The organism is Chryseobacterium sp. II3a, assembly GCF_057815135.1.
Genome location: NZ_JBYPZJ010000001.1, coordinates 119236 through 131483, shown reverse-complemented (window position 1 = coordinate 131483; position 12248 = coordinate 119236). Strand labels below are relative to the sequence as shown.

The 12248-nt window shown below is 32.8% G+C and carries 13 protein-coding genes; 5 read left to right on the top strand and 8 right to left on the bottom strand.

Annotation, left to right across the window (positions count from 1 at the left end):
* Window positions 1-22 precede the first annotated feature (22 nt).
* The 3 genes from AC3HD6_RS00630 to AC3HD6_RS00620 all read right to left on the bottom strand — a co-directional run bounded on the left by AC3HD6_RS00630 (window position 23) and on the right by AC3HD6_RS00620 (window position 1972).
* Entirely contained in the window at window positions 23-577 is a 555-nt protein-coding gene (locus AC3HD6_RS00630; RefSeq protein ID WP_488894603.1) for a hypothetical protein, read from the bottom strand.
* Between the two features lie 122 nt (window positions 578-699).
* Complete coding sequence (locus tag AC3HD6_RS00625; protein WP_488894602.1) at window positions 700-1299, bottom strand: CDP-alcohol phosphatidyltransferase family protein; 600 nt, start codon at window positions 1297-1299, stop codon at window positions 700-702.
* A 10-nt stretch (window positions 1300-1309) separates the two neighbouring features.
* Window positions 1310-1972 (bottom strand): LA_2272 family surface repeat-containing protein, encoded by a 663-nt coding sequence (locus tag AC3HD6_RS00620; RefSeq protein ID WP_488894601.1) that lies wholly within the window; start codon window positions 1970-1972, stop codon window positions 1310-1312.
* 173 nt (window positions 1973-2145) lie between these two features.
* Here AC3HD6_RS00620 and AC3HD6_RS00615 point away from each other — a divergent pair, with 173 nt between their 5' ends.
* From AC3HD6_RS00615 to AC3HD6_RS00600, 4 genes are all read left to right on the top strand, one after another.
* A complete protein-coding gene (locus AC3HD6_RS00615; protein ID WP_488894600.1) occupies window positions 2146-3075 on the top strand; it encodes a helix-turn-helix domain-containing protein in 930 nt (309 codons plus the stop codon).
* Window positions 3072-3797, top strand: a complete 726-nt coding sequence (locus tag AC3HD6_RS00610; RefSeq protein ID WP_488894599.1) for a helix-turn-helix transcriptional regulator — start codon at window positions 3072-3074, stop codon at window positions 3795-3797. Before AC3HD6_RS00615 ends, AC3HD6_RS00610 begins: the two co-directional genes overlap by 4 nt.
* Window positions 3798-3836: 39 nt before the next feature.
* Window positions 3837-4928, top strand: coding sequence for a hypothetical protein (locus tag AC3HD6_RS00605; protein ID WP_488894598.1), 1092 nt, complete (start codon window positions 3837-3839; stop codon window positions 4926-4928).
* 240 nt (window positions 4929-5168) lie between these two features.
* Entirely contained in the window at window positions 5169-6821 is a 1653-nt protein-coding gene (locus AC3HD6_RS00600) for a serine hydrolase domain-containing protein (RefSeq protein WP_488894597.1), read from the top strand.
* A gap of 50 nt (window positions 6822-6871) precedes the next feature.
* Here the strand turns inward: AC3HD6_RS00600 and rimM are convergent, their stop codons facing one another.
* The 5 genes from rimM to AC3HD6_RS00575 all read right to left on the bottom strand — a co-directional run bounded on the left by rimM (window position 6872) and on the right by AC3HD6_RS00575 (window position 10003).
* Window positions 6872-7414, bottom strand: coding sequence for a ribosome maturation factor RimM (gene rimM / locus AC3HD6_RS00595; RefSeq protein ID WP_488894596.1), 543 nt, complete (start codon window positions 7412-7414; stop codon window positions 6872-6874).
* A gap of 14 nt (window positions 7415-7428) precedes the next feature.
* Window positions 7429-7983, bottom strand: coding sequence for a 30S ribosomal protein S16 (locus tag AC3HD6_RS00590; RefSeq protein WP_488894595.1), 555 nt, complete (start codon window positions 7981-7983; stop codon window positions 7429-7431).
* A 198-nt stretch (window positions 7984-8181) separates the two neighbouring features.
* Entirely contained in the window at window positions 8182-8694 is a 513-nt protein-coding gene (locus AC3HD6_RS00585) for a nitroreductase family protein (protein WP_488894594.1), read from the bottom strand.
* 186 nt (window positions 8695-8880) lie between these two features.
* Complete coding sequence (locus tag AC3HD6_RS00580) at window positions 8881-9330, bottom strand: hypothetical protein (RefSeq protein ID WP_068944435.1); 450 nt, start codon at window positions 9328-9330, stop codon at window positions 8881-8883.
* Between the two features lie 148 nt (window positions 9331-9478).
* Window positions 9479-10003, bottom strand: coding sequence for an SRPBCC family protein (locus tag AC3HD6_RS00575; protein ID WP_488894593.1), 525 nt, complete (start codon window positions 10001-10003; stop codon window positions 9479-9481).
* Window positions 10004-10215: 212 nt separating this feature from the next.
* Here AC3HD6_RS00575 and AC3HD6_RS00570 point away from each other — a divergent pair, with 212 nt between their 5' ends.
* Window positions 10216-12234 (top strand): M3 family metallopeptidase, encoded by a 2019-nt coding sequence (locus AC3HD6_RS00570; protein WP_488894592.1) that lies wholly within the window; start codon window positions 10216-10218, stop codon window positions 12232-12234.
* Window positions 12235-12248: the final 14 nt, after the last annotated feature.

Here is a 12248-nt window from a genome sequence, read left to right as displayed (position 1 = left end):
AAGGATTTTATTTATCCTGATTTTATCTTAATAATTTGTCCCAGTCTATGCTTTGAAACTTTTCTTTTAGTTTCGGAAAATCTCTTTCTGAAAGTATATTTTGAGTTACATTTTGATTTTTGTAGTCTAAATATATTTCTCCTACATAAGTAATCTTCCCTTTTTCTACAGTGAAGGGAAAATCTATTTTCATCGCAGCATTGCTTGAATATAAACCTCCGTTTCTAAATAAGGTAATGGCATTGAAATGATAATCTCCTGCTGGTTTTTTGAATGCAAAATAATAAACACCTTTCTCGCCATCAAAAAAATCAGGTTTCAATTTCATTTTTACCATCTGTTCCGGAACAATCCACAATCTATCCTCTCCATTCAGTTTGTCTTTCCCCCCAATTATGTTATGATATAATCCGTATCCATTAAAAATAGGTTTTTCATTTTTTATCGAAAAGGCTCCAATAACCATTCCTTGCGTATCATTTTCATTAAAATTTTGCGGAATATCCGTTGAAGGTAAATTAGCACATCCAATAAAAATAAATAATGTAAATAGACAATACGTAATTTTTTTTAACATAAATCTTCCTGATTGTTAGTGAGTGCAAAGTTACAAAAAACAGCGCAATTTAAATATTACGCTGTATTAATTAAAAAATGATTTATCAATTATTTAATTAAAAATGCTGTTTTAAATAGGAATTAATTAAAAAAAATTGTTTTTCTCCTCTGTTTTCCTTTCCTCATTTTCCAGGCGTGATAACAACTTGGGACATCATATTGCCATTGGGGAAGAAATAGTATGATAAAAATAACATCTACATGAGATATCAATCCAAGAATTACTGCCAGATCAAAGGTCCAGCCTGTTTTCTGAAAACCTATCAGATAAGTAAAGGCCAATAAAAGACTCAAGCCCCACATTTTAGCTAAAAATGCATGAGTACAGGTTTCTTTTCCAAACTTCCAGATGCTTACGATATAACATAATGCTTCCATGATGAAGATCAACAGAATACTCTTCCATTCATTGATAATAAGATCCGGATTGAGAAAATAAGAAGCTGCTCCTAGTGAAAGCCAGAAAATAAGATCAGTCTGGCTATCCAATCTTCTTAATTTTTCTGAAGAAACACCTGTTTTTCTGGCAATAATCCCGTCAAAAATATCAGTAAACAATCCAAAATACATGAGGATCAGAATAGGTTGACGTGCTGATTCTCCTACAAAATATCCCAGATACAGAATCACAAAAGCTGTAATAAAACGGGATAAGATCAATAAATAAGGTATATTTTTCATGACTTTATTCTTAAAAATTAATGAGGGGTAAACTTCTCTTATCATTTTTGTTCCATATTCCAATCTGTAATCCTTTCACTTTTTTAGATCTGTTAATAACACCTATTTGAACTCCTTCCATTTCATTTGAATAATTATGAATCCCTATCTGCAATCCCTTCATTTTCTCCGACGTGTTAAAAGCAGATACACTTAAGCCTTTCATTGCAGTTATGTCATTTCCCATTACGGAAATTAAAACACCATTCCCTTGGTCTAAAGAATTCGCCCACCCTGTTACCGAAATCCCGCTTACTTTTTTTCCATAATTATAAAGAGAAACAGATACCCCGTGATGAATTATTTTTTTACCATATCCTGCTGTAGAAACTGTAAGTCCGTTTATTATGAGAAGAGTCCCATCATCTCTTTGTTTAGCTGGATCAGCAAACATCCACATTAGAAATCCTAAAGGGTTAGGTTCTAAATTTAACCCATTAATTTTCTGAGTTTGTCCCGCGTAATTTTCTATTAAGCTTCCGCCTAATCCTATGGCAACTCCATTTACTTCTTTTACTTTTGAACTCAAAGGGGTCAATGAAACTATCTTACTTTTTATTGCTGCAAGTGAGTCCTGTGAATATATTGCTTCTTGTAATAAAAAGAAGCAGATCACTAAAATCTTTGTTTTCATAACTCTTAATTTTAAAATTATATTTCAAAATTATCAGCAGAAGGCAGAGTATTGAATGTGAAAAAAAATTAAAAAATTTATACTATTTGTGAAAATCGCAAAACATATGGATAAGGATATTTTCAAAAAAAATTTGTTCTCAAAAAATATTACATTTGTGAAAATCACAAACCATGCATCAGGAAGCTTTATTAAAAGAAATCCGGAGAAAAATAGGTGACAGATCATTAAATGATGAAATAGCCAATATTCTTAATATCAGTTATGATGCGGCCCATCGAAGAACTTCACTGAAGGCGAAATTCAGTTTTGAAGAGGCCCTGGAGCTCGCCAAATATTATCAAATATCATTAGATCAGTTTCTGGGAACAGAAAATCAATTGGTGGTTCAGAGAACACAGCCGGTAAGGAATACTGAGGATCTCTTAAATTATTTCGAAAACTCTCTTAAGATTCTGAATGTTTTTCAGGATGTTACCCACTCAAAAGTTTATTATTCTGCCAAGGATATTCCCTTCTTTTATACCATTTCAGATTCTGTTTTATCCCGCTTTAAATTTTATGTATGGATGAACTTATTGAATCAGGATAAGTTTTTAAGCCCTTTTCAGGATTTTAATATGCAATATCACTCGGTAAAAAATGATATGCTCAAAGATTTATATGACAAACAAAACGTTACAGAAATCTGGAATGACACAACAATCATGAGCGCATTAAGACTGATTTCTTTTTATTATGAAATGCGTTTACTGAATAAAAATGATATTGAATTGATTCTTGAGGATCTCAAAAACCTGCTGATGGAATTGGAAAGTAAAACACTGGAAAAATCTAACTTTCAGATTTACATCAACGATCTTGTGATACTCAACAATAGCATTTTATTTAAGAATGAACAGCAGTGTTCTTTTTTTATCCCGTTCAGCATGTTCGGGTATATGATGACCAATGATAAAATAACCTGTGAAGATTCATTGAGTTATTTCGAACATCAGATCAAGAATTCAAGATCATTGAATGAATCCGGAAACCGGGAAAGGAAAATGTTCTTTAATACAATGTATGAACAGATTGACCAATTAAAACTTAACTTATCATGAATACACTTCGCAAGGGAGAATATTTTGGTGAGACCAACCGAATGGTCAATTTAGAAGGATTAACCATCACAGATACAATATATACCCATCCTTATGTAGACTGGCATTATCACGAGAATGCTTATTTTACCTTCCTCCTTCAGGGCAATATGACAGAAGGAAACCAGAAAGAAATATACGGGTGCTCACCAGGAACTCTATTATATCATCATTGGGAAGATCCGCACTATAATAGTAAACCAGATGTTTTTACCAGAGGCTTCCATATAGAAATCAGTCAAAATTGGTTTGACCGTTTTGATATTCAGAAAAACAAAGTTGAAGGCAGTTTCAATATAAAAAATCCAGCCTTCAAATTATTGGTACATCTGATTTTTAAAGAAACAAAAATCAATGATCCATCTCTTGAAATGGCTATCGATCAATTATTAGTACATCTTTTTAGTCAATTAACTTATGAGAAGGAAATCAAAGAAACAAAACCTTTATGGGTAGGCCAGATTAATGAAATCTTACATGAAAATGTTACTGAAACTCCGAATCTGACTGAACTTTCTAAAACGTTGAATATCCACCCTATTCATTTAAGCCGAGATTTTCATAAATATTTTCATTGCAATCTGGGAGAATACCTCCGAAAACTAAAGATTAATAAAGCAATGGAACTTCTTCATTCGTCATCTTCATTAACGGATATTGCTCTGGAATGCGCAAAAGATTGAAGATGTAATGTTTATAATAACTGAACAATTTTAAAAAAAATGAAAATATATTTTTTTGTAATATTCTTATTATTTACTGGATGCAATTCGTCCGGTCAAAATAATGATGGTTCAAATAAAGCTCTGGATAATGATATAATTCAGAAAAAAGTACAAATTGATTCATTGAAAATTTACTTTCATAATGCAAAAGAAAAGAATAGTAAAGAAAATGAAATAAAATTTATTAATTTATTTCCTAATTCTTTTTTGCAATTTCAAGAAACATTTGGATATGATGATTCAAAAGAAAAAGGAATGCCTCTTTATAAGGAATCTTATGATTATATTCAATTGTTTTTTAAATCTATTAATAAAAATCCTTCTTATAATAAAAAGTTATTCAATTTAGCTATTAATGGCTATTGGAATGCTGATGCAGAAAATTTTTTGCAAATGAATTTAGAAAAATATTTTTCTGAAAACCCATTATTAGTTTGTAAAATATTGAATGAATATACAATAGAACAACAACGAAGTATATGGAATTTTATCTCTGATGGTATTGAAAGTAAAAAAGAAATTCCAAAATATCTTGATGATATTAAAAAGTGTAATGATAAAATATATACACTTGCTATTAAAAGTTTCAAATCATCTAAGGTAGATAAAGAAAATTCAACTTTTCAAACTTATGTTTTAGATACAACAGAAATGAAAGCAAATGGCAAAGAGTTTAGAATTTCCGTTTTAGAAGATAATAAAAATAAAAACTCTGAAAAACATGCGGGTTTACCAGTAGTTGTAGAAATTAAAAATGGAAATAAGTATGATAAGATAAATGAAAATAACAACATTATCTTTAAGAACGATGAAAATTGCGTTATTGGAGAATATAGTAAAACAAGTGTCAAAAATAATTATTTTACTATTGAACAGGTATATTGCAAAGGCTTTTTATATGTTCAATCTTATACAACATTTAAGATAGTTGATAATGATAATATTTTCCTGCACAAATATGGTGAAGAATATACATATCGCAGTAATCCTGATAAAGATATCCAATCAGTAACAAAATCTGAAAAGGATTTTGGAAAAGTCAAATTCGAAAATATAACAGAAGAGTTCTTAATGAAATTAGTAAAATAATAAAATAGAGCTACTACTCTAATTTAAACATATACAAACTAAAACGTTCTGGAGAACAGTAGAACAACGAGAATTAAAAAGTAACTATAAGGGTATATACATAAAAGCAGAATAAAATCTGAAATAAATTTACAATTTCCTTTCTAATCAATTAGAACACATGCTAATAAAACAGCAATGTTAATTTCATTCTATTTTACTGTAAAGAAGTTTATTATTTTTGTTTAAATACTTCTTACCATGAGAACAACTTTATTATTGATTTTTATTTTCACCCTGCATCTTTACCAGGGACAAAGCAAAAATATAGTCAATCCTGAAAAAATTGAGAATTCAATTCAGAAAAAATATTCCGGAAAAATTGTTTTCCTTAGCAAAAGTGTTGCCCTTGAAAACCTGAAAGATTCTGATATGATTACTTCTTCAACCTTTCAGGAAAATGGTGATCTTGGGATTTATGCTTTTTTTGACAACTCACTGATCAACTATCTCCATCAGCTTAAACCCAATTGGACCGTGGAAGATCTTCTTAAAAAAGGAAATTTTCAATTTTCATTCTATGTTGATGAAAAACCGATCTATAAAGAAAATCTCAATACAGGAGCAGGAACTTCAGAAAATAAAAAACTTAAAACGACATTAAGAATTCCTCTTCTCAGCAGTAAAAATGAAGATTCATGGGGTAGATATTTGTGGATGCGTTTTTATAGGGGACACGACGGAATAGATGCATTGACAGACGGAAATCATACTTTAAAAATTGAAATCCGTCCTTATCTGAATACAGGAAATATAATTACAGGACCTGTTATTGCAGAAGGGCAAATCAACCTGAATATTCCTAAACAAAATATTTCAGAATATCAAATGGCACTTCAGCCTGTCATGGCTAACAGCGGGTGGAAAGTTTCAAATGAAAAAATACATGCTGAAACCATCAGAAATCTGAATAAAAAAATTGCAGAAGAAAGGTTTAAAAATATTACAAGTATTGTTGTTATTAAAAACGAAAAGCTTCTTCTGGAAGAATATTTTAATGGGTCTGGAAGAGACTCTTTGCAGGATACCCGTTCGGTTGGAAAAACATTTGCTTCTGCATTGATGGGGATTGCGATCCAAGAAGGCTTTATTAAAAACGAATATCAGCATCTGAAAGAATTTTATGATGTAAAATCATTTGAAAATTACTCACCCCGAAAAGACAGCGTTACCATAAAAAGCCTGCTAACGATGAGCTCCGGTTTTGATGGGAATGATCAAGACTCAGACTCTCCAGGAAATGAAGAAAACATGTATCCTACTGATAATTGGGTAAGATTCACATTGAATTTACCCATGACCGAAAATAAAATAGGGAAAAACTGGAACTACTTTACAGCTGGAGTGGTAGTAACAGGTGATATTTTAGATAAAACGTTTCCTAAAGGATTAAAAGAGTACGCTGATAAAAAATTATTTCAGCCACTAGGAATCAAAAGCTATAAATGGCAGTTTACTCCTCAACAAAAGCCTTCTTTAGCAGGTGGCTTACGGATGAGAACCTTAGATTTTGCAACATTCGGGCAATTATATAAAAATAAAGGAATCTGGAACGGAAAAACGATCTTAAATACCAATTGGATAAAGAAGTCTTTCACGAACTACTTTACAGACCATAAAGATTTTGAAGGCTATGGTTATTTATTTTGGAGGAAAATTTATAAAATGGGAAACAAAAACCTAGAAGCTTATCAATGCAGTGGAAATGGTGGAAACAAGATCATTATATTTGCAGATATACCGGTTGTGATGGTCATTACAGCTACAGCTTATAATCAACCTTATGCCCATTCACAAGTTGACAAAATGGTAGAAGAATATCTTTTACCCGCTTTAATGATCAGTAAAGAATAATTTCAGATAATAATGGTAGAAAAATGAGAGAGAATAATTCTTTATAACAATTACTCGTCTTTTTTAGAGGGAACCAGGAATACATCAATAAGGCCTTCAGGAAGTACCATTTTGATCATTCTTTCTTCTCTGTCCACGTTAAGAATCCAATCTTTAATCATAGGAATAACTACTTCTTTTCCATCCAGATTGGTTATGAAATACACCTGTGCCGTTTGATCATTTACAGATCTGATTACACCACAGTTGTTATCATTTTCATCAAAAATTTCAAATCCAATGATTTCGTGATAATAGAATTGCTTCCCTGTAAGTTTTGGAAGTGAAGCCAGCGGAAGGTAAACACTTTTACCTAAAACCTGGTCTACCATTGCTTCAGAAGCATTTTTGAATGCAAGATTCAGAGCATCTAATTTGCTCCAGGATGATTTTTCAATAAAAAATGGAACCAATAATCCGTTGATTTCAACGAATATTGATTCCAATTTATTGTAAAGCTCAGGCTGGTCGGTATCCAATTTAAGGATAACGTTGCCCGCAAGTCCATGTCTGCGTGTAATTTTCCCCAACAAATAGCAATCTTCTTTACGCATAACAGGAAATGTTCTTAAGCTTCAGTGTTTTCTTCAGTTTCAGCAGCAGCTTCTCCTTCTGTAGCAACTTCTTCAGCAGGTGCGTTTGCAGCTTCTTCAGCAGCTTTAGCATCAGCTTCAGCTTGTGCAGCAGCAGCGATTCTAGCTTCATTTACTTTTACTTCAGCTTCTAAAGCAGCTTTTTTAGCATCAGATTTAGCAGTTGCTAAACCGTCAACTTTACCTTGTACTTTAGATTCTTTAGCCTCTACCCAAGCGCTAAATCTTTTTTCAGCTTCAGCTTGATCAAAAGCTCCTTTAGCAACACCACCTTGTAAGTGTTTTTTGTAAAGAGCACCTTTGTAAGATAAAATAGCTCTAGCAGTATCAGTAGGCTGAGCACCGTTGTTTAACCACTGTACAGCAGAATCAACGTTCAACTCGATAGTTGCTGGGTTAGTAATTGGGTTGTAAGTTCCTAGTTTCTCGATGAATCTACCATCTCTTCTAGCTCTAGAATCTGCAACCACGATGTGGAAGAAAGGTTTACCTTTTTTACCGTGTCTTTGTAATCTGATTTTTACTGACATAATGTTTGAATTTTACGGGAACTCGTCCCAGTTAAATATTTAAGAGTGCAAAGATAGTAAAAAAGTTTGAAGTAAAAAGCTCCAAGTAAAAAGTTTTGTAAAATTCAATTACTTTTCTCAGGAGCCGGGAACCTGCTTTCGCTACTCGCTTTTTTCTTATACAAAGAAAAAGAGCTTAAACAGGCCGCTCAATCAGGGCTAATCCAAATTTCCCATATAGAAAAGCCCCAGGCATTTCTGGTTTTCTTCTATCGTCAGAGACTCTTTCAAATGGTCAACAATCTTAGGAGAACTCCAATAGCAACCGATATTATTGGCTGTACAGCTCAAATACATGTTCTGAACGGCCATTGAAGTAGCCGCAATTTCTTCCCATTCCGGAACCATTCCGCTAAAATTAACAACAATGGAAACAACCACATTGGCTTTATTGATTTTAAAACCAATATCATTGTATTTTTTTTCTAAGAATAGCTGCTCTGGTTGAGTAGCTTTATAAATAGCCTGCATTTCTGAAGCTAATTTAGCCTTTTCTTCTCCTTTAAATATTTTGAAACGCCAAGGCTTAGTACGTTTATGGTTAGGAGCTAAAGTCGCTGAATGTAAAATTTCATCAATAACTTCCTGAGAAATTTCTGCATCCGTATAATCTTTTGGGAAAATACTCCTTCTCTGCTCTATGATTTCTTTTAAAACTTCTGCTTTATTCATAAAGACAAAAATACAACATGTAAGTTAAAATGCGGGAGATATGATGAAGATTTAATAGTAATTCTGGTTGGAGAAATAAAATAAGAGATAATGGTGAATAGCCAATCACTGCGCTTGTCAATTTTTGTAGATAGCAATGATTCACCATTCATTTACGAAGCAAAATTCATTATTGATGATAAAAACTTATAGCACTTCAACAATCTTCTGATGAATTTTGTTGAGTGTAAACTCATCTCCTGCTTTCATTCCCATCATTTTTTTTGCCATAGGACTTTCGGAAGAAATGGCGTAAAAGCGATCTCCTTCAAAGAAAAATTCGCCTAGCGATACTGAAATATAGAAACGGGCTTTATTGGTAATCACTAAAGAACCTAGCTGAACCCGATCCGTAGAAGTATTCAGCACCTTTCCCATATTCCGTTTGAGATCATTTAAAGCACCTAGCTGCCGCTGCATTTGGTAGATTTCCTCCTGCATTTCTTCACGCATACTGTCATATTTAGGTGTTTTTTTGATGTCACGACTCGCTTCCAGAGTAAATTCAATGAAGTTTTTAAGCTTTTCAATTTTTTCTGTAATGGTATTTTTTACAAAGTCTCTGATATCACTTTTTTCAAATACAATCTTCTCCATACAATCGTTTCTTTATATAAAGATAATATTTTTAGAATAATATTTACTCTTTTCATATTTTACAAAAAGTAAACCATCAGCAAGAACAATTCTCTACCTTGATATTACAGCACAAAAAAGCCCTGTAGTTTTTTACAAGGCTCTTATTTTATTTTTCTGATAATTTCTTCAGGTCATCCAGTCCCTGCCCGAACATTTTATTCATATTGCTGTCCATCATCGGCTTCATGATCTTCATCATAGTGTTTAGTTCATTATCAATCATCCAGGTCACTTTCGTTCCGGCACCTTCAGGAGTTAGTACAATAGCACTTTTAGCATTTCCCTCAAAAGGTTTTATAAAATGAAGCTGAGTTCCCAATTTTTCATTAGGGACTATTTCCATAATAGATTGTTCTCCTTCGCTATCATCTCCCTTCCAATGATAAGAATCTCCCATTTTATTTCCTTCTCCGGAATAAGTAATTTTAATATTTTTTATTTCTTTTGAAAAAGGATCCCACATATTATATCCTTTTAATGAACCTGCATATTGCCATACTTTTTCTTTAGGAGCGTTGATGACAACAGATTTTTCATAGTGATAATCTTTACTGAAGGCCAACATGGCAAAAACAGCATATACGATAAGCAGTAAAATGATAATGCCAATAAATTTTAAGAGTGTTTTCATAGTCTGTATATTTAAGGTTATTTATTTCAAAATGAGTCTCTCATCTGTTTTCAAAATTAAATATTCTGACATCATACCCTCTTTGCATAGGACAAGATTATTTAAAGATAAGGTATTTTTGTCATACCTTGGCTTTCAGGCATTATTTTTGAGCATTTCAGCTGGGATTCCCCGATGAATTCTTACATTTACGTTTAACTAAAAATCGAAAAATGAATATATTAACAGAAAAATTTAATACACCATATCACTCAGCACCATTCGGAGACATTAAAAATGAAGATTATCTTCCCGCTTTCAAGGAATTAATTCAAAAATCTGAAGAAGAAATTAATGCTATTGTTGACAATCCTGATGCTCCTACTTTTGAAAATGTCATTGAGGCATTAGCGTATTCCGGTGAACAGCTGGATGTGGTTTCTAATATCTTTTTCAATTTAAATTCAGCAGAAACCAGTGATGAGCTCCAGCAGATTGCTCAGGAAGTTTCTCCGATTTTAACAGAATATTCTTCTAAAATTTCTCAAAACGAGGGCCTTTTCAACAAAATCAAAAAAGTGTATGATGAAAAGGAAAAATATAATCTCAATGAAGAACAGGAAATGCTTTTGAATGAGACCTATAAAGGTTTTGTAAGAGATGGCGCTTTACTGAATGAAGAAGACAAGGAAAAATTAAAGAAGATCAGTATGGATCTTTCAATAAAATCTCTGCAATTCGGACAAAATGTACTGGCTTCTACGAATGCTTACTTCAAACATATTACAGATAAAGAACAATTAGCCGGAATTCCGGAAGCAATTCTCGAACAATACGCAGAGGAAGCTAAAGAAAGAAATCTTGAAGGATGGGTGGTTACTTTACAATATCCAAGTTATATTCCATTCATTACATATGCTGAGAACCGTGAACTGAAAAAAGAACTGGCATTAGCCAATGGTAAAAAATCTTTTGATGGCGGAGAATATGATAATCAAAATCTTATTAAAGAACTTCTTCAATTAAAACAACAGAAAGCTGAGCTTTTAGGCTATAAAGATTATGCAGATTTTGTATTGGAAGAAAGAATGGCAAAATCTCCGGTAAAGGTTTTTGATTTTTTAAATGAACTTTTAACAAAGGCAAAGCCTTATGCCGATAAAGAAGTTGAAGAATTAAAATCTTTGGCAAAAGCTGATGGAATTGAAGAAATGCAAGGCTATGACCACGCTTTCTATGCTGAAAAACTTCGTAAGCAGAAATTTGACCTTAATGATGAAGAACTCAAACCTTACTTCCCGTTAGATCAGGTACAGGATGCTGTTTTCGGACTGGCTGGAAAACTCTTCGGGTTAACCTTTGAAGAAAGAAACGATATTCCTAAATACCATGAAGATGTAAAAGTCTATGAAGTAAAGGAGAACGGAACTTATAAATCCTTATTATATGCTGACTATTTCCCAAGAAAAGGGAAAAGAGCCGGCGCATGGATGACCAGCTACAAAAATCAGTATAAGCAGAACGGAGAAAACTCACGCCCGCATATTTCTATTGTCTGCAACTTCAGCAAACCTACAAAAGATACGCCTAGCTTACTGACATTCCAGGAAGTAACTACTTTATTCCACGAATTCGGACATGCCCTTCACGGAATGATGGCAGATACTCAATATCCTAATCTATCCGGAACTTCTGTAAAATGGGATTTTGTAGAGCTCCCTTCTCAGTTTTTGGAAAACTTCTGTTATGAGCCTGAATTCCTGAAAACCTTCGCAAAACATTATAAAACCGGAGAAGTTCTTCCTGACGAAAAAATTGCAAAAATTGAGCAGTCTAAAAACTTTATGGAAGGCTACCAGACTTTAAGACAATTAGGTTTTGGTTTACTGGATATGAACTATCATACAAAAGTTGCGGAGCTGGAGAATAAAAGTGTAAAAGAGTTTGAAGATCAATACACCAAAGCTACAGCACTTTATCCAATCAATCCTGAAACAGCGATGAGCCCAAGTTTCTCTCATATTTTCCAAGGCGGATATTCCGCAGGATACTATTCTTACAAATGGGCAGAGGTCTTGGATGCTGATGCTTTCCAGTATTTCAAAGAAAACGGAATTTTCAATCCGGAAATTGCTGCAAAATATAAAGTAATTCTGTCTTCAGGAGGAACAAAAGATCCTATGGAACTGTATAAAGCATTCAGAGGAAGTGAGCCTAAAGTAGAGAGTTTATTAAAAAGAGCTTTTGGATAAGAAACATTCAACAA

What these genes read in the sequence shown, in the direction of transcription:
- AC3HD6_RS00570 (WP_488894592.1), top strand. Translation starts at nt 10,216, where the DNA reads ATGAATATATTAACAGAAAAATTTAATACACCATATCACTCAGCACCA.
- AC3HD6_RS00615 (WP_488894600.1), top strand. Translation starts at nt 2,146, where the DNA reads ATGCATCAGGAAGCTTTATTAAAAGAAATCCGGAGAAAAATAGGTGAC.
- AC3HD6_RS00605 (WP_488894598.1), top strand. Translation starts at nt 3,837, where the DNA reads ATGAAAATATATTTTTTTGTAATATTCTTATTATTTACTGGATGCAAT.
- AC3HD6_RS00625 (WP_488894602.1), bottom strand. Translation starts at nt 1,299, where the DNA reads ATGAAAAATATACCTTATTTATTGATCTTATCCCGTTTTATTACAGCT.
- AC3HD6_RS00600 (WP_488894597.1), top strand. Translation starts at nt 5,169, where the DNA reads ATGAGAACAACTTTATTATTGATTTTTATTTTCACCCTGCATCTTTAC.
- AC3HD6_RS00575 (WP_488894593.1), bottom strand. Translation starts at nt 10,003, where the DNA reads ATGAAAACACTCTTAAAATTTATTGGCATTATCATTTTACTGCTTATC.
- rimM (WP_488894596.1), bottom strand. Translation starts at nt 7,414, where the DNA reads ATGCGTAAAGAAGATTGCTATTTGTTGGGGAAAATTACACGCAGACAT.
- AC3HD6_RS00580 (WP_068944435.1), bottom strand. Translation starts at nt 9,330, where the DNA reads ATGGAGAAGATTGTATTTGAAAAAAGTGATATCAGAGACTTTGTAAAA.
- AC3HD6_RS00590 (WP_488894595.1), bottom strand. Translation starts at nt 7,983, where the DNA reads ATGTCAGTAAAAATCAGATTACAAAGACACGGTAAAAAAGGTAAACCT.
- AC3HD6_RS00620 (WP_488894601.1), bottom strand. Translation starts at nt 1,972, where the DNA reads ATGAAAACAAAGATTTTAGTGATCTGCTTCTTTTTATTACAAGAAGCA.
- AC3HD6_RS00610 (WP_488894599.1), top strand. Translation starts at nt 3,072, where the DNA reads ATGAATACACTTCGCAAGGGAGAATATTTTGGTGAGACCAACCGAATG.
- AC3HD6_RS00585 (WP_488894594.1), bottom strand. Translation starts at nt 8,694, where the DNA reads ATGAATAAAGCAGAAGTTTTAAAAGAAATCATAGAGCAGAGAAGGAGT.
- AC3HD6_RS00630 (WP_488894603.1), bottom strand. Translation starts at nt 577, where the DNA reads ATGTTAAAAAAAATTACGTATTGTCTATTTACATTATTTATTTTTATT.